This window comes from Micromonospora sp. NPDC005174 (genome assembly GCF_040608495.1).
In the GTDB taxonomy this organism is placed as follows: Bacteria; Actinomycetota; Actinomycetes; order Mycobacteriales; family Micromonosporaceae; genus Micromonospora.
Window position 1 is genome coordinate 1 of sequence record NZ_JBEXIJ010000043.1, and the last position, 16253, is coordinate 16253.

The following is a 16253-nucleotide window of genomic DNA, read 5'->3' on the forward strand; positions in this document are numbered from 1 at the left end:
GCACTCGATCCATACCCGTCTACCGACCGAATCACCCTCATCGATCGGACCGGCTGTGCGACACACCCGCCCAACCCACAAACCAAACGCGCTCTGAGACCGGCACCCTTCAGCGGTGACTTGAAATGGCAAGCCCGCACATCTGCCGATGAGCGGGCGTAAGGCCTCGTTATCGTGCCCCTCCGCGGCGAGCTCCCCGATCGAAGCGAGCTCGGATGAGGCCAGACGACTTCCTCGGCTTTTTCTGCATACCCGTGCAGCACGGACTGCTGGTCCTTGGGGACATCAACTCGGTGGACACCCACGACGGCTGGGACGCTACGCAGCGGAGACCTCTTCGGCGAGACCGAAGGGGTCGACGTTGGCTCCGCAGCGGAGGCGGTAGGACTTCCAGACAGGGCGAGCATTGTCGTCACCGTCAGGTGGATTCGGTTCGTATGGTGTGATCGCCTCCGTGATGACGTGGAACGCGGCAGCGTACGAGATCCTTGGCGGGTTCGAGGGGGACGCGGCGGCAGGTACCGAACTGGCCGCGCTCGAGAGATGGGTTAGAGGGCGGCTGCCGGAAGCAGTCCGTGAGTGGTATCTGTTCGGCGGTGACCGGCGCTTGGCCTCGATTAGTTCCAACCTGGTCACGCGGACGCAGGATTTCACCAACCAGACGGTTATCCGGTTCCTCGCGTCTGGATACCTGCTGTTGGAGACCGACAGCCAGCACTGTTGCAGGTGGGTCGTGGAGGCCTCTTCCGCTGACGACGACCCGCAGGTGTACCTCGTCGATCCGGACGACGACGCTTGTACATCGGGAAGCCGCTACGTCGGCACGTTCTCCGACTACGCCTTCACCGCTGCGTGGGATGCGGTGCTCTGGAAGGGCGAGGTGTGGGCCGATTTCGACCATCCACTGCCCGTCGGCGCGCTTGACGCGCTGAAGACCCGGCTTACCCCGCTTCCGACAACGAGCGGGTGGGCTATGAACCAGAGGTGCGACGCGGTTTACCGATTTGAAGGAGTGGCGAAAGTCGCCGTGGCCGTAGCGGGAGGTAGTGCGCTGTGGAGCGCGATTGCTGCTCCGTCCATCGCCACGCGGAGAGCGTTCGCAACGCTCGTCGGTGCCACTCCGGAAGGCGCCGATGATCGTTAAGGCTGTCGTGCGCACCATCGGCTTGCCTGTGTTGGTCACCCGACGCGCACCCTCCTCTGAGGAGCCTCGGAGTACCCCCACTCGGTTATTCAGATGGCGTCGCCGAGCCCGCCGCACAGGCTGAAGGGGGCAGTCTGGCCGATCGCCGCCAGGGTGGACACCGCCACGTAGTTTGCGGACCAGGAGGTTCGGCTGGGCGAGGGGTGGGCGTCACGAGTCAACGGTCCGTCGTTGTGTCGCCGGGTCAAGTCGATGTACGCGGCGCGTAGTTTGCGCCCGAGTGGCGCTTCCACCTCTCGCAGCTGGGAGCCGCGTCACCGATCGCCGGCCCGGCCGATGTACTGGGCCTACCTGCCGGGACCTGGAGCCTGCCTGAAACCATCAGAGCCGTGACGACGTTCCGCCTCCTGCGGCAGACGAATCGCTTTTCGCGATTCGCTCAGGTCACCGTCGAGGTCGCACCGTCGGGCCAGCCTGACGTGGAGGTGACCGCCGTCGTGGTCGACGAACACCGGCGGGAAGCGGCGCTCGGCGCTCGATGGGCTCTGCATGGACTCCCCGCCGCAGCGAGGGTAACCGTGACCGACATCGTCACCACAGAAGCCGACACCAGCGTGGGCGACGTTCACGAGGCCACCTCCCGAGCAGTGTGGCAGGCGCTGCGCGTAGAGCGCCCGATGCCGCACGTAGGCTTCGGCGATCCCGAGATGGTCGCGTCGTGGCTGAAGAGCATGGTGGGCCGACGGCTCGACGCCGTGACGGAGGCCCGGTACTGGTGTGAGGGACGGCGTGGTCCGGATGCCGAGAGCCTGCTGCACGCGTGGCTGTTTTTCGCAGACGCGATGCCGGTCGGTCTGCACGGTCGTGGGGACGAACTCCTGCTCGCGAAGGAATATCCGTACCGCTCCTACGACATGGACGAGTACGCAGAGACCAGGGTCGGCCCGGCGCGACACCCGGACCTGCTGTCCGGGTTCATCGGCGCCCGGCTCACCGACGGCGCTGTGATCGTCGGCCACGACGTTGACGCGGTCTGCGCGGGTTTGGTGCTGCGGTTCGAGGAGGGCGATCTCGTTATCGGCACCCTTGGGGACGAGTGGGTTCTCGCCGTCGACCCGGTGCCGACGGCGGCCGCTCATTACTGGGCTGTGCAGCCCTTCGTGCACGGCGGCTGCCGGTAGCGGCGACTTCGTCAACTCCTAGCGGATCAGGCTGCGCAGATCATGACCGTGTCATCGCAGGCGCCATCCGAGTGTGACAGCCGTTGGAGGTTGCGCTCGTGCCAGTCGGCTCACGCGGGGGAGTCGAAATAGCCGATTTTCGTGGTGCCCGACGCGACGCGGACGCGATACCCCCAGTGCCGTAGGACCTGGGTGATCTTTGCGGCACCGGCCGGGTTGGCGGAATGGACGTTGATGACGCCGACGTCAAAGGGGCGGTTGTCGAAGGCGGCCCGTTCGAGGATCTGCACGACAGGCCAGATCGTGTCGTCCCCGCCGAGGTCGTGGTCCAGCCACAGCTCGTCGAGGCGCCGGTACCGGTACCGACAGAGGAGGTCCACTCCCGCGGCACTGGTGCGGGCCACCTCGGCGCGTCGGCCGTCCGCGAACGAACGGAGGTCATCGATTAAAACGATCGTTCGGCGGGCATCCACGCGACGATGATGCCTGGCAACGTCAGGATCCGAAATCCGGATTCACCACCGACCGCGCGCGTCGGCACCAAGGTCATCCCTCGTGACTACCGGTGGACAGTAGGCGATCGTGGCGATGTCGCTGTCATGGATGTCGACGGGCAGGGCCCGGCTTGTCGGCCGGCCCGTGCGCTCATGCCAAGTTGAGTGCGCCCCCGTGGGAGCGGGCTGCACATTGTCGCTATGGTCGGTGTCGTGGAGACACTGGGCCGACTTGCCGGAGTCACGGTCGACTGCCGGGATCCGCAGCGACTGGCTGACTTCTGGTCTGTGGTGCTTGGAGGACGCGCAACGGAGTCTCTTCCCGGCTGGCGGCGCGTCACTGTTGCCGGGGGCGGTCCGGTGCTGACATTCCAGCCGGTCCCGGAGCCCAAGGCCGGCAAGACGCGACTACACCTCGACATCGCCGTTACCGACGTTGACGATGCGGTCGATCGGATCGAGATGTTGGGCGGGCGGTGGACAGGTGAACGGCATGACTACCAGGAGGGCGCAGTCCTCGTCATGACCGACCCGGAGGACAACGAGTTCTGCGTCGTGCAGTACTACCGGGAGTGATCTGGTCGGGCTTTCGACCGAGCATCCGAGACCTGCTGATGGCGTCGTACGCGCACCGTCGTCGTTGCACACTGATCACAGGCGGCCGCGAAAGCGTGCAGGCGTCGACACACTCCTCTGCAGCGACGCGCGCGATCGGCCAGGCTCTCGGACGTCCGACTCTGTCGAGTTGGGGGAGGCGTTCGTATGGTGAGTCACCGCAGTGCTGCCGCGAGTTCGGCGGCGTTGTCGAACGCGGATGCCGCTCTTTCGGATTCGTCTTCCGTGAGCGCGACGGACTGGGCGCGGGCCAGCATCTCGGCCGCAGTCTTCGGATCGTGCAGCACCATCGCGAGTTCGGCGCGATAGACCAGGACCTCTACCTGCTCGACCGGGTCATCGTCGGCTTGCGTGCGGGCCAACGCGCTGTCGAGGATCCGAACGGCCTGTTCGACGCTCCCCCTGGAATCGGCCTGCACGACGGCATTCGCCAGGGCCTTGGCCAGCCGCCCGGCAGGCGTGGCGGCCGGCATGGGCGCGGTGGCGGCGTCCCGAAAGACGCGGATCCAGTTGCCGCCCGGGTCGATGACGCTGAACCCGCCCAACCCGTCTGCGTTCTTTCGCGCCCTGGGCCGGGTCATCCGCGGCGTTCCGGACACCAGTACCTTGCCGTACGCGACGCGCATGCCGGCCGCGAATGCCCGGTGTAGTCCCTCGATGTCCGCGGTGAGTACGAGACAGGAGCCATAGGACTGCTCCGGGTCAAATTCGGCGATCTCGAAGAACTGCAGATGCAGGTCTTCCCGCTGAACCCCCACACACGCGTTGGGCTTGCGTTGCTTGTACGTGGTGCGGAAACCGAGAACTCCGTAGAAGGTTCCGATGTCGTCGATGGATGCGCACGGCAGGAGGGGAACGGTCCGCTCGTTGGTCATGCCTCCTTCCTAAGCGTCGCAGGGTGTCCGTCGCACATGGAAATAGCCGATCGTCGCCTTCGGTCATCCGATCGGCTGATGACCCAGAACGCAAAGCTTTCCAGCCGAACCATGAGCGGTGCGATCCTGCCTGCCATACGTCTCGCCAAGATCAGGCACCCGGATCTGCCGCGCCCCGCGCGACTGCGCTTGAACTGTCGTCCGACGTACCCGACGTTTGCCGGCACTGCAACCGCTGCCGGGCCTCGGGTATCGCCGCATGGGTCTTGCACGACCGCCCCTGACGGGTGCCCGGCGGCTTTCGGCATGATGGCGGTCATGGACGTCGAGGAACTGATCGCGCAGCATCCGCAGGTCTTCCACACGATGTCGGCGACCGCGTGGCCATCCGTACGACGACACGGCCTCCTATCCACACAGCGACTGATCCAACTATTCGACCTTGATCCGGCCGAGCGCGACCGACTCCTGAACGCCCCTCGCAAGCAGTCCACCGTTCTGCGCGCGCCCGGCCTGGCGCCTGCCGTAATTCGTGATCAGAAGCCCATGAAGTTCGTTACGGAGAAGATCGATCCAGACTCGTCGCTGGCCGAGTACCTCGCGGCCATCAACTCTCGGGTCTTCTTCTGGGCCAGCGGTGAGCGGCTGGATCGGCTGCGTCAAGCAAAGGAGTACCGCACCGAGGACCAGGTGGTCCTGCACGTCGACACCCGTGCCCTCGTCGAGCGACATGGCCCACGAATCGAACTCTGCCGGCTCAACTCCGGTGCCGTGATGCAGAAGAACCACCCCCTGCGGGGGCATCGATCCTGGCTGCCGATCGCCGACTACCCGTATGCCGAGTACCGCCGCCGCTACGGCCGCCATGGCGCCCTGGTCGAGGTCACCGTGTTGGACGCGGTCCCCGACATCCTCGAACTGACTGACAAGATCGAGGGCACCATCAACTGATACCCCACCGGGATGGTGAGAGGACTGCTCTGCGCTCGGGAGTGCGGCACTCGAGCACCTTTGCGCCAATCTGACCACGCCCGGCGTGTCAGGCTAGACCGGTAGCGCCGTTAGGTGTTGCTGCTCCCGGGATGACTGGCGCCGGCCAACGTCTCGGTGTGCCTGAGGAGACGTCTGTCGGATTGCTGCAGATCCTTGTGGAGCTCTGCAGGCGAACTTGCTGGAATCCGTTGGGTTTCTTAGTTCGAAACACCGATCCCACGGGCGGGCGTGACCAGGCCCTTCAGTCTGGAGAACTCTTCGGCCGATCCAAGGGCGTCAGCGTCGGCACCCCCGCGGAGCGGTAAGGCGGCGTTTGCACATGCGGATGCGGGTGTTCGGAGTCGATGTGGTTGCGTCACAATTCCCGGAGGGCGGGTATTTTCGGCGGTGTTCGTCTGCTGCGCAGGCACCCGTCAGTCGACGTCGGCAAGGCCTAGGAGGTCCCGCAGCGCTGCTTTTCCGTTCGGAGTGAGCCGCACCGCCCGACCGGATCCAATTCGGGCCACCCAATCGTTGGCGAGGAACGTCTCACACAGCTTCGCCCCGGCCAACCCGGCTAGGTGCTGCCGCCGTTCCGTCCAGTCGAGGCATCCGCGTGCGAGGGGTCGGTTGCCGGGCCGTAGGTCTTCGGGGCTCAGCCTGAGGGTGTCGGTGAGCCAGGCCAGGCCGGCCGCGGTCAGGGCGAAGCCGCCGGCCTGGTCCAGCAGTCCCGCGCGGGTCATCGCGTCGGTCACCGCCACGCCGAGCCGTCCGGCGAGGTGGTCGTAGCAGGTGCGGCCACGTCGCAGGGCCGAGTTCGCCGTCACCTCCCGCAGCCCTCGCGGCGAAGCCGGGCGGTGCTCGATCCGGGCCGACAGGTCCTCGAGAAGCTGCGCGACGGACGCGCCGGCGAGTTGTACGTATCGGTGACGACCCTGGCGTCGCTCGACGAGCAGCCCGCCGTCGATGAGGCGGTGCAGGTGCTGGGTCGCAGTGGAGGGTGCGATGCCCGCGTGCGCCGCCAACTCGCCCGCGGTCCACGCGCGCCCGTCGAGCAGCGCGAGGCACATTGCGGCCCGGCTCTCGTCAGCCAGCAGAGTCGCGAGCGACGCCAGGTCGGAGGCTGAGGTCACGCACCCAGCGTAGGTCGCTTCTTTTCGGCCGCCGCCGAACGATCCCGACCGTACCGTCGCCTCATGCAGCAGATCAACGGCCGCGACGCGGCCTTTGCCGTCCTGAACAACCCGGCCTTCGTGGTGCCCCCGGTCCCGTCCGGGCCCGCCGGAGTCGCCTGGCTACGCGCCACGGTCGGCCGCTTCAGTACCGGAGAGGCCCACGAGCACCGTCGCGCGCTCTGCATCGCGATCCTGGACGCGATCCCGCCGGAGTCCCTCCGCGGCTACGGCCCGATGCATCCGGTGGCGGTCCTCGCCGGCAAGATGGGCGTCGACGAGCCCGTCGAAGACCTCGTACGCGATGTCGCGCAGGCCTACCAGCCCGGCACCGGCGACGAATCCAGGGCGGACGCGGCGGTCGGCCGGTTGGTTGCGGCCTTCGGCGGCGTCTTTGACGAGCCGACCGCGGCCCGCATCGGGCTACTCGTGCAGGCTTGCGAGGCCACCGTGGCCATGACCGAACGGGCCCGACACCGCCCCGTTGACGAGGTGCTACGCGACGACCCGCCGGTCCCGGCGACCAAGCGGCAGGCGCTCGTCACAGCCATCGTCGGTGACGTCACGGTCGAAGCCGGCGAGGTGGTGCAGGTGCGGCTGGCAGGCGATCTGGCATTCGGGGCGGGGCCACGTCGCTGCCCCGGACACGCACATGCCCTCGCACTCGTCGAAGGAGCCCTCGTATGAGGGACTTCGCCGCCCTTCACCGCAGCGGCGACCCGCTTGTCCTGCCGAACGTGTGGGACGTCGCGTCAGCCCGGTGTCTGGTCGAGGCCGGCTTTCCCGCACTCGGCACCACCAGCCTTGGCGTCGCGGCCGCAGCGGGCCTCCCCGACGGCGCGGGCGCCGCCGACGCCGAGACGCTGCGCCTGACGCGCGCCCTGGCGAAACTGCCGGTACACCTCACCGTCGACATCGAGACCGGGTCGGTCGGCACCGCGGTCGCCGTGGCTGCGGCCGGCGCGGTCGGCGTCAACATGGAAGACAACATGGGACCCGCCGAAGCGCACGCGGCGTTGATCCGAGTGGTGAAGCGGGAGGTCCCCCAACTGTTCGTCAACGCCCGGACCGACACTCATTGGCAGCGCCCCGGCGACCTCGACGAGACCCTACGCCGGGTACGGCTCTACGCGGACGCCGGCGCCGACGGGGTATTCGTGCCCGGTCTGGCGGAGCCGGCCGATGTCGGCGCCGTCGTGGCGGCGGTCGACGTACCGGTCAACATCCTGTTCCTACCTGGCCGGCACACCGTCGCGGCCCTGGCAGAACTGGGCGTCCGACGCATCAGCACCGGCTCCCTGCTCTTCCGCGCCGCCCTGGCGGCGTCCCTGGACACCGCGGAAGCCGTCCGCGACGGCCTCGCCGTACGACCGAACCTGCCGCCCTACGCCCAGGTCAATATCTGGTCGACGGCACAGTGACGCCAACGAAACCATGGCTTGCACAGGCAAGATCAACCATTCGCTCCTGCACTTGTCACGCCGTCAAGGAGGACTCCAGATCGCGACGGGTGAGAGCGGCGCGTAGCCGCAGCGCCTCGGCCGCGAGATTCTGTCGTCCACCCTGCTCGCGATCGATGGCGCAGATGACCGAGTCGACAACGGCGCCACTGGCCCTCAGTTGCCGGCACGACGCCAGCAACGCCCCGCCGGTGGTGACCACGTCCTCGATCACCACGACCCGCCGGCCGTCCACGGGGCCGCCCTCGGCTGCCCTGCCCGTGCCGTACTCCTTGGCCTGCTTCCGGACGAAGACGGTCGGCAGCCCGGTCAGCTGCGACATCACCGTCGCGATCGGTATGCCGCCCATCTCCATCCCAGCCAGCACATCGCACTCCGGCAGCAGGACGACCATCGCCTCGGCCACCTCACGCAACAGGCCGGGCTGCGCCTCGAACAGGTACTTGTCGAAGTATTCGTCGCTTACCTGCCCCGAGCGGAGGCGGAACGACCCGGTCAGATGGCACGCGTCGTAGACGCGACGCGCGAGCGGGGGAGTCACGCAATCAGCCTCGCATGACCCTGCCCGGTGTGGCCGCCCGAGCTTCCTCTCATGCCGCGATCCGCGCGTAGAGGGCGACCGCATCGCCACAGGCACCCATTCGATCAAGGCGTCCTACCGCCGCATTGACGCGGGTCTCAGCTCGATCGACCTACTGGTGCGGAGCATCCGGTGACGGGTGCGTCATGGGATGACGCGCACCAGCCGTCGTAGCGCGTCCCGGTCGCCGGTTATCTCGAAAGCATCCAGTGTGGACGGGTCGGCGAGCAGGTCATTGAAGGCGCGCGGGCTGGTGCTGATCCCCGCGTCGGCGTGGGGCGGCCCGCCCGCCTCGACGTGAATGCGGCCGTCCCGGGTCCGCACGGTCCAGATCTCGACGCTTTCGTTTCTGCCGCCCGGTTTACCGTCGACGCTGCGCTCGCGGAACTCGATACGGTAGGTCGCAGGCGGGGCTCCGGCGTCAGGGTGCCCGGCAGTGCGTAGGTACAGCAGGACGGACGTGGCACTGAGCGCGAACGGCTCTGGCGGCCGCGGTACGTCGGCACCCCACTCGCCCAGCGCGAGGAGGACGGGTTCGAGTCGCCGCCCCCGCTGCGTCAGCTCGTAGACCCAGGAGCCCGCCGGCGGCGGTAGCTTGCGGCGGCGGATCACGTCGCGGCCCTCCAGCTCGCGCAGCCGGTCGGCGATCAGGTTGGAGCTGGCCCCGGGCAGGCCGCGCCGCACGTCGGAGAAGCGCCGCGGGCCGAGCAGCAACTCGCGCACGACCAGCAACGCCCACCGCTCCCCAACGACGTCCAGGCTGCGTCCGATCGGGCACGCGTCGCCGTAGCTGCGGGTGGTCGGCATGGTAGAAACTTACAACCTCGTGGTTGTTCTTCACAACTAGCAGACCTATGGTGAGGGCTGACGAGCGAGAGGAGTCGGCCATGGCACAGCCAGTGGTGCACTTCGAGATCATCGGTACGGATCCGACCAAGCTGCGCGGCTACTACGGACAGCTGTTCGGCTGGCGGTTCGACACGGAAGGCTCGGTGGCGCCGTCGATCTCCGCAGCCGGCGACTACGGGTTCGCCGAGCTCGACGGGGTTCCCGGCGGAATTGGCGGGGGCACGGGCTTCGACCCGCATGTCGTGTTCTACGTCGGGGTGCCCGACGTGGAGGCCGCGCTACAGCAGGCCGAGCGCCTCGGCGGGATCCGCCGGATGGGCCCGGATCGGGCGCCCGGCCGAGACCTCGTCGTCGGCCATTTCACCGACCCGGAAGGTAACCTGGTCGGCCTCGCCGGTCCGGCCTGGGCCGTGTGATCGCTGAGGGACTGGCCCGGTCTGAGCCCGATCCGAGCTATTGGTACTCCGTCCACGGCCTGCCCTACGGGTACGACATCCAAGCGGCGGGCGTCCATGTCAAGCGAGTACCACCCGCCGTCCCGCCTGAATCCACGGCAAGGCCGATGGGCCGGCCAAGCATGAGTACGCCTGCCCGTCCCTCGCCGGGCCTTCAGCGTCAGTAGGGGAGCTTGACCGGGTCCGATACCGGCTGGCCGGTCGCCTCGTCGAAGAAGTCGTTGACGCCGGTGGCCCCTTGCCGCGTCAGCAGGTCCTCGGCTTGGGAGTTCTGAGCGTCGTCCAGCGCATATACCCGGCCGTTCCGAGCGAATTTGGTGTTCGCGTTCGCCGGGATCGTCAGGTCGAATGACGTCGACCGTCCGGTCATCTTCCGCCGGGGGTAGTAGTCGATATTTCCGTCGCCATAGTTCACCTCGACGACGAACCAGTACGTCAGCCCCGACTCCGGCTCCCCGGATGCGGTGGCCGTGACCTTGACCGTGTGCGGGTCGCCGGGCGATGAGCTGAGCTGATAGCGCAGATCCTCGGGTGTCGGGCTCGACGTGGTCGGTACGACGCTCGGAGTTGGTGTGGAGGCGGTCCTCTCGCCATCGGGTTCTTCCGGTGCTGCGGCGACGGCGAGCTGGGCGACAGCGGCAAATCCGAAGAGGACCATCGCCACGAAGGAGATGATCGCCCATTTGTTGCTGTGTTTGCGCAGATAGAAGAACGCGGCCACCAGGATCACGGTGATGAGTCCGCTGATGGCGGCGGTGATGTAGAAAGCAGTGCTGCTCACGCGGCGAGTCTGCCGTATGGGAGCCAAGCCGCGCCCTGTCAGTATTGCGACAGGGCGCGGGAGCAGCGATTTTACTGGTCCGGATTGCGGATCGACGGATTCGGCGTTTCCGTGAATGCGGGGGCGGCCCGCTCACTTCAGGTGCGGACGTGCGAAACGGTCGGCCGATTCTGCCGGAGCGTCCGGCCATTCTCGACCATTGGTGCCGTCCAGTCAGCCGGCCAGTTGCCGGCGGCGAGCCGCCAGGTCCTCCAGCACCTGGCCGCGCCGGTCGTGCCAGGCCAGGGAATCGACGATCCCGGTGGACAGGTCGCGCTGTGCCCGCCACCCCAGCACCTCCCAGGCCCGGCGGCTACGGGTGAAGGCACCGGCCGTGTCTCCGGGGCGCCGTGGTGCCTCGCGGACCAGAACCGGACGGTCCACCACCGCGTTGAACGCCGCGACCAGTTCCAGCACCGTCGTGCCGGTGCCGCTGCCCAGGTTGAGGGCGGTGTGCGGAGCACCGCCGACGGCGAAGATGTCGTCGAACCGGTCCAGTGCCCGAAGGTGGGCGTCGGCCAGGTCCCAGACGTGGACGTAGTCACGCAGCCCCGAACCGTCGCGCGTCGGCCAGTCCAGACCGTTGACCGAGAACGGCACGCCGGTCTGGTGCGCCTGCATCAACCGGCCCAGGGCGTGCGAGGGCGTGGCGACCTGGAGCCCGGTGCGCAGCGCCGGATCCGCGCCGATGGGATTGAAGTAGCGCAGGGACAGCACCCTCAGTGGACTGCTTGCCGCGATGTCGGCGAGCATCCGTTCCACCACCAGCTTGGTCTGCGCGTAGGGGCTGGTGGCGTCCAGTGGCGAGACCTCGTCGACGCCGAGATCCGCGTCCGGCCGGTAGATGGCCGCGGACGAGCTGAAGATCAGCCGGTGTACGCCGTGCGCGAGCAGTCGGTCGACGAACTCCAGGGTGGCGGAGACGTTTGCCCGGTAGTAGTCCACCGGCCGGGCGACCGAGTCCGGCACCGCGATCAGGGCCGCGCAGTGGATAACCGCGTCGATGTCCGGATGCCGCGTCAACAGCCGGTCCACCCCGTCCGCGTCCGCGATGTCGCCGACATGGAAGGACCGCCCCCGGCAGAATTCGCGGCGACCGGTTACCAGGCTGTCCAGCACCACTGGTGTGTGGCCCGTGTCGATCAGAGCGGACGCGATGGTACTTCCAATGAAGCCTGCCCCACCCGCGATCAGCACCTTCACGAGCAGACCTCCCCCGGCCGGCACCCGACAACGCGTCGCACTCTGCTGCATTCTTTGCACAGCGCAAGGCCGTTGACCTGGGAAATCGACCGATAGGTGCACCGCCGGGGCGTCGACGAATACCGATGACTGATCCGCGACTGGCCGGGTAGGCGGCGGCTCGGGTCGGACGTGCAGGTCGAATCAGGAGGCGGCATGACGGAGGAGCGCATCGGGGTCGCGGTGGTCGGACTGGGTGGAGCGGTCGCGACCACGGCGATAGCCGGGGTGGAGTTGCTGCGATTGGGCATGACGGACATGTCCGGACTGCCCCTGGCGCACCGCACTGATCTGGTGCCCTACGAGTCGATGGTCTTCGGGGGTTGGGACCTGGCTCCGGACGACCTGGCCAAGGCGGCGCACCTGCACCGAGTGGTGGAGCCAGCCCACCTGGACACCGTCGCGGGGCCACTGGGGCAGATCCAGCCCTGGCCGGCCGTGGCGGACCCGGCGTACTGCCGGAACGCTACCGGGGCGAACGTGGTGCCGATCGGGCCGCTGCGTGAACGGGTGTCACACCTGCGCGCCGACCTGGGCCGGTTCAGGTCGGCGCAGGACGCGCAACGGGTGGTGGTGGTCAACCTGGCCTCCACCGAGGCCCGACCGGATCCGGCGTCACCGGCGCTGCAGAGTGTCGACGGGTTCGAGGCCGGGCTGGACGCCGACGATCCGGTCATCACCCCCGGTCTGCTCTACGCCTACGCGGCGATCCGGGAGGGCTGCCCCTACGTCAACTTCACGCCCAGTCTGGGGGCCGACGTGCCCGCGCTGCTGGAGTTGGCCGAGCGGGAGGGCGTGCCGGTCGCCGGTAAGGACGGGAAGACCGGCCAGACGCTTGTCAAGACGGTGCTCGCTCCGGCCTTCCGTTCCCGGGCGCTGACGGTGGAGGGCTGGTACTCGACGAACATCCTGGGCAACCGGGACGGGCAGATCCTCGACGACCCGTCGTCGCTGGCCAGCAAACTGGACACCAAGGGTTCGGTGCTCAACCAGATCCTCGGCTACGACGTGGACGACCACGTGGTCCGGATCGACTACTACCGGCCGCGCGGTGACGCCAAGGAAGCCTGGGACAACATCGACCTGATCGGTTTCCTCGGGCAGCGGATGCAGCTCAAGGTGGACTTCCTCTGCCGGGACTCGATCCTCGCCGCGCCACTGGTGCTGGACCTGGCACGGCTGATGGCGGAGGCCGCCCGCCGGGGTGAGAGCGGCGCGCAGGAGCAACTCGGCTACTTCTTCAAGGCCCCGATGACCCGGGACGGCCGGACACCCGAACACGCGCTGCACGCGCAGGAGCGGACACTGCTGGACTGGCTGGACGCGGCGGCATGACCACTGCGCTGGCGGCCCCGCCGGTCGACCGACTGGCCGCCGTGACACCCACGCTGCGCCAGATCGGCGACCTGAAACGGGTCCGGGTGGCCCACGCCGAGGGCTCGGTGGCCGAACGGGCGTTCTCCCGAGCGTGGGCGGCCATCGTCGCCGGTGCCGACCCGGCGGACGTCGCCGACCGCGAGTGCGCCGCCGCGCTGGCGGGGGCCCGCCTCGGTGGGATGGACGCGGCCACCCTCACCGCCTGCGGACTGGCGGAGGCCGAGGTGGAGAACGTCCTGGCCCGCGCTGTCGACGAGCTTGTCGGCTCGCTGCACCCGGACACCGGACGCCGGGTGCGAGCGGCGCTGCCGCGACTGGTTGCCCAATCCCTGCCCGACGCGCCGGTCCCGTCGTTCGTGACGGCCCTGCGCCGACAGCCGCGCGCCGGTGCCACCGCCGCGGGACGGCCACGCCTGGTGGTCGAGCCGGCTGAGAACCATGCCGAGCACTGCTGGGCCGTGGCCGTGTACGGGGCGCTGCTCGCTGACGACACCGGCGCGGACCCGGCGCAGGCGTTCCTGCTCGGTCTGGCCCACCACCTGCACAACGCCCGGCTACCCGACGCGGGCTTCGCCGGTGAGATGCTGCTCGGCGACTACCTGGAGCCGATGACCGACCGGCTCACCGGGTGGGAGTTGGCCGAACTGCCGGAGCAGGTGGCCGCCCGGGTCAGCGCGGTGCTGGCGTTCCGGGTGGACGCCGACACGCCACTCGGACGGACCTTCCACAGCGCGGACGTGCTGGACCGGGTGCTCCAGGTGCACCATCACGCCCGCGCCGCCGCGTTCACCGTTGAGCAGGCCCTGGTGGACCTGGCTCTCGTGCACGACGGCCCGGTGGTGGACTACCAACGGGCGGTCCTGCGGGCGGCGGGGCTGTGACCGCCGTCCGCGCGGTGCCCGCCGCCACAGCGACCCGGTGGCGGGGACCCGACGGCACGCCCCTGCACGCCGACACGTCGTGCACTCTCACCGACGGGGTGCGCCGCTGGCCGGTGGTGGACTCCATCCCCTGGCTGCGTCCCGACCGCGACGACCTGCGGGAGCAGGCGGTGGCCGCACTGGACGCGGGCGATCCGGACCAGGCCGCGGTGACGTTGCTCGCCGACTCCGACGACTGGTGGGACGGCCCGACGCCGCCGGCTGACCAACTGCGTGCGGCGCTACGTGCCAGCACCCTGCGCGACGCGGTGGAGCTGCTCGGGTTCGGCCGGGTCGGGGTCTACTTCCTGCACCGCTGGTCCGACCCGAGCTGGCTGGCTGCCCTGGCGCTCACCGCCGCACACCCGCCGCACGGTCGGCCGGTGGTCGATCTGGCCTGCGGCGCCGGGCACCTGCTGCGACACCTGGTCCTGCACGGCCACCGCGATCTGACCGGCGTCGACGTGGTCTTCGCCAAGCTCTGGCTGGCCCGCCGGTTCGTGCTGCCGCCCGACGTGCCGGTGGCGCTGGTGTGCGCCGACCTGACCGCACCCTGGCCGCTACCACCTCCGGCGGCACCTCGCCACGTGGCCTGCCACGACGCCCTGTACTTCCTTGCGGACAAGGCTGCCGTGGTCACCGCCGCGCTCGCCTGCGCCGGCCCCGACGGTGCGGTGCTCCTCGGTCACCTGCACAACGCACAGCATCCCGCCGGTACGACCGGGTTGCCGCTGTCACCCGACAGCTGGACGGCCCTGCTGCCGGGTGCCACCGCGTACAGCGAGGAAGAACTGACCGCAGCGGCGGCGGCCGGGCAGCTGCCCGCCCCGGCTGACCCCGCCGCCCTGATCGGCACCGAGGCTGTCGGCCTGGCCCGCGACGCCGGCGACGCACCGGCCGACGCCGCCCTGCTGGGGCCCGCGCCGGCGAGCCGGCTGCGACCCAATCCGCTCTACACCGACGGGGTCCGCTGCTGGCCCGACCCGCGGTGGGCCGCCGAGTACGGCGACCGGGCCGCCGCGTACCTGCCGGAGCGTTGGCCGACGGACCCGGGCCCGGACGCGGTGCGACGTCGCCTTCTCCTCGACCTGCCTGAGCGGTGGTGAGCGGTGAAGCCGGTCGGGTGGGGTGTGGTCGGCTGCGGCTGGGTCGCCCGTGACCACGTGGCCCCGGCCATCCGCGCGGCCGGGCACCGGCTCGTCGCCGCCTGCGACCCGGATCCGAGCGCCGCCGGTGGGCTCGCCCCGGATCGGGTGGCCACCACCGATCTGCACGAGCTGCTCGATCACCCGGAGGTCGAGGCGGTACACGTCGCGACCCCCAACCACACGCACGCCGACGTGGTGGCGGCGGTGGCCAAGGCAGGGCTGCCGGTGCTGTGCGAGAAGCCTCTGGCGGCGACCGTGCCCGATGCCCGTCGACTGGTCGACGCCGCCGGTGGCGCCCTCGCCGGGGCCGCGTTCGACCAGCGGTTCCATCCCGCCCACCAGCGCATCGCCGCGATGGTCGCCGACGGTGAACTGGGCACGGTGACAGCGATCCGGATCGTGTACGGCTGTTGGCTGCCCGAGCGGTGGAGTCCCGACGGTCGACCGCACGACAACTGGCGGATCGACAGGGCCCGTTCCGGCGGCGGGGCCCTGGTGGACCTGGCCCCGCACGGCGTCGACCTGGTCGGTGTGCTGCTCGGCGAGGACCTGGTCGAGCTGACCGTGCGGACACATCGGCGGGTGCATCCCTACCCGGTGGACGACGGCGCCCTGCTGGCCGGGGCAACTGGCAGCGGGGTGCTGGTCCAGGCCCACGTGTCGTTCAACACCGCCGACCCGCTGCCTCGACGCCGGCTGGAAGTGGTCGGCACCGACGCGCAACTCGTCGCCGTGGACACCCTGGGTCAGACCGCCGGCGGCACACTCACCCGTCTCGACGCCGCGACCGGCACCGCCGCCGAGGTGCCGTTCGATGTCGACACGACCCCGTTCACCGGTCAGGTGCGCGCCTTCTCCACCGCCGTGCGCGAAGGCGGTTGGCCGTGGCCTCTGGACCGAGACCTGCGCCTGCACGAGTTGCTGCAGACCGCCGCGGAGAGGAACTGAC

At 69.2% G+C, this 16253-nt stretch carries 18 protein-coding genes and 1 pseudogene; 11 read left to right on the top strand and 8 right to left on the bottom strand.

Annotated features, from left to right (window positions below; genetic code table 11):
* The first annotated feature begins 454 nt into the window (after positions 1–454).
* Positions 455–1144: a hypothetical protein gene (locus tag ABZU91_RS29985; protein WP_355247727.1), complete on the top strand. Its 690-nt coding sequence runs from the start codon at positions 455–457 to the stop codon at positions 1142–1144.
* A gap of 110 nt (positions 1145–1254) precedes the next feature.
* On the opposite strand, the pseudogene ABZU91_RS29990 reads toward ABZU91_RS29985, so the two are convergent.
* Positions 1255–1446: pseudogene (locus tag ABZU91_RS29990) on the bottom strand (SMI1/KNR4 family protein); the annotation flags it as partial.
* A gap of 87 nt (positions 1447–1533) precedes the next feature.
* Between ABZU91_RS29990 and ABZU91_RS29995 the strand changes: the two are divergent.
* Positions 1534–2325 carry a hypothetical protein gene (locus ABZU91_RS29995; RefSeq protein ID WP_355247730.1) on the top strand — a complete coding sequence of 264 codons (792 nt, stop codon included), beginning with the start codon at positions 1534–1536 and terminating at the stop codon, positions 2323–2325.
* A gap of 110 nt (positions 2326–2435) precedes the next feature.
* On the opposite strand, the gene ABZU91_RS30000 is transcribed toward ABZU91_RS29995, so the two are convergent.
* Positions 2436–2798 carry a cyclic-phosphate processing receiver domain-containing protein gene (locus ABZU91_RS30000; protein WP_355247733.1) on the bottom strand — a complete coding sequence of 121 codons (363 nt, stop codon included), beginning with the start codon at positions 2796–2798 and terminating at the stop codon, positions 2436–2438.
* Positions 2799–3032: 234 nt separating this feature from the next.
* On the opposite strand from ABZU91_RS30000, the gene ABZU91_RS30005 reads away from it, so the two are divergent.
* Complete coding sequence (locus tag ABZU91_RS30005) at positions 3033–3395, top strand: VOC family protein (protein WP_355247736.1); 363 nt, start codon at positions 3033–3035, stop codon at positions 3393–3395.
* A 194-nt stretch (positions 3396–3589) separates the two neighbouring features.
* On the opposite strand, the gene ABZU91_RS30010 is transcribed toward ABZU91_RS30005, so the two are convergent.
* Complete coding sequence (locus ABZU91_RS30010; protein ID WP_355247738.1) at positions 3590–4309, bottom strand: VOC family protein; 720 nt, start codon at positions 4307–4309, stop codon at positions 3590–3592.
* A 78-nt stretch (positions 4310–4387) separates the two neighbouring features.
* On the opposite strand from ABZU91_RS30010, the gene ABZU91_RS30015 reads away from it, so the two are divergent.
* Positions 4388–5260, top strand: coding sequence for a hypothetical protein (locus ABZU91_RS30015; RefSeq protein WP_355247741.1), 873 nt, complete (start codon positions 4388–4390; stop codon positions 5258–5260).
* Positions 5261–5715: 455 nt separating this feature from the next.
* Here ABZU91_RS30015 and ABZU91_RS30020 read toward each other — a convergent pair whose 3' ends face one another.
* Positions 5716–6414 (bottom strand): winged helix-turn-helix domain-containing protein, encoded by a 699-nt coding sequence (locus tag ABZU91_RS30020; protein ID WP_355247744.1) that lies wholly within the window; start codon positions 6412–6414, stop codon positions 5716–5718.
* 63 nt (positions 6415–6477) lie between these two features.
* Between ABZU91_RS30020 and ABZU91_RS30025 the strand changes: the two genes are divergently transcribed.
* Positions 6478–7140: a hypothetical protein gene (locus ABZU91_RS30025; RefSeq protein WP_355247746.1), complete on the top strand. Its 663-nt coding sequence runs from the start codon at positions 6478–6480 to the stop codon at positions 7138–7140.
* The gene (locus ABZU91_RS30030; protein ID WP_355247749.1) at positions 7137–7874 is read left to right on the top strand and encodes an isocitrate lyase/phosphoenolpyruvate mutase family protein; all 738 of its coding nucleotides are present in this window, start codon (positions 7137–7139) and stop codon (positions 7872–7874) included. The genes ABZU91_RS30025 and ABZU91_RS30030 overlap by 4 nt, the downstream gene beginning before the upstream one ends.
* A gap of 55 nt (positions 7875–7929) precedes the next feature.
* On the opposite strand, the gene pyrE is transcribed toward ABZU91_RS30030, so the two are convergent.
* Positions 7930–8454 carry an orotate phosphoribosyltransferase gene (pyrE, locus tag ABZU91_RS30035; protein WP_355247751.1) on the bottom strand — a complete coding sequence of 175 codons (525 nt, stop codon included), beginning with the start codon at positions 8452–8454 and terminating at the stop codon, positions 7930–7932.
* A 183-nt stretch (positions 8455–8637) separates the two neighbouring features.
* Positions 8638–9300: a winged helix-turn-helix transcriptional regulator gene (locus ABZU91_RS30040; RefSeq protein WP_355247754.1), complete on the bottom strand. Its 663-nt coding sequence runs from the start codon at positions 9298–9300 to the stop codon at positions 8638–8640.
* 80 nt (positions 9301–9380) lie between these two features.
* Here ABZU91_RS30040 and ABZU91_RS30045 point away from each other — a divergent pair, with 80 nt between their 5' ends.
* The gene (locus ABZU91_RS30045; RefSeq protein ID WP_355247757.1) at positions 9381–9758 is read left to right on the top strand and encodes a VOC family protein; all 378 of its coding nucleotides are present in this window, start codon (positions 9381–9383) and stop codon (positions 9756–9758) included.
* Between the two features lie 199 nt (positions 9759–9957).
* Here the strand turns inward: ABZU91_RS30045 and ABZU91_RS30050 are convergent, their stop codons facing one another.
* The gene (locus ABZU91_RS30050) at positions 9958–10518 is read right to left on the bottom strand and encodes a hypothetical protein (protein WP_355247760.1); all 561 of its coding nucleotides are present in this window, start codon (positions 10516–10518) and stop codon (positions 9958–9960) included.
* A 273-nt stretch (positions 10519–10791) separates the two neighbouring features.
* Positions 10792–11871 carry a UDP-glucose 4-epimerase GalE gene (gene galE / locus ABZU91_RS30055; RefSeq protein WP_355247763.1) on the bottom strand — a complete coding sequence of 360 codons (1080 nt, stop codon included), beginning with the start codon at positions 11869–11871 and terminating at the stop codon, positions 10792–10794.
* A gap of 144 nt (positions 11872–12015) precedes the next feature.
* Here galE and ABZU91_RS30060 point away from each other — a divergent pair, with 144 nt between their 5' ends.
* The 4 genes from ABZU91_RS30060 to ABZU91_RS30075 are packed head-to-tail and all read left to right on the top strand — an operon-like array spanning position 12016 to position 16252.
* Entirely contained in the window at positions 12016–13194 is a 1179-nt protein-coding gene (locus ABZU91_RS30060) for an inositol-3-phosphate synthase (RefSeq protein ID WP_355247766.1), read from the top strand.
* On the top strand, positions 13191–14117 hold the full coding sequence (locus tag ABZU91_RS30065) for an HD domain-containing protein (protein WP_355247769.1): 927 nt from the start codon (positions 13191–13193) through the stop codon (positions 14115–14117). Before ABZU91_RS30060 ends, ABZU91_RS30065 begins: the two co-directional genes overlap by 4 nt.
* Complete coding sequence (locus ABZU91_RS30070) at positions 14114–15262, top strand: class I SAM-dependent methyltransferase (RefSeq protein WP_355247772.1); 1149 nt, start codon at positions 14114–14116, stop codon at positions 15260–15262. Before ABZU91_RS30065 ends, ABZU91_RS30070 begins: the two co-directional genes overlap by 4 nt.
* Before the next feature lie 3 nt (positions 15263–15265).
* The gene (locus tag ABZU91_RS30075) at positions 15266–16252 is read left to right on the top strand and encodes a Gfo/Idh/MocA family oxidoreductase (RefSeq protein ID WP_355247775.1); all 987 of its coding nucleotides are present in this window, start codon (positions 15266–15268) and stop codon (positions 16250–16252) included.
* The last annotated feature ends 1 nt before the right edge of the window (position 16253 follow it).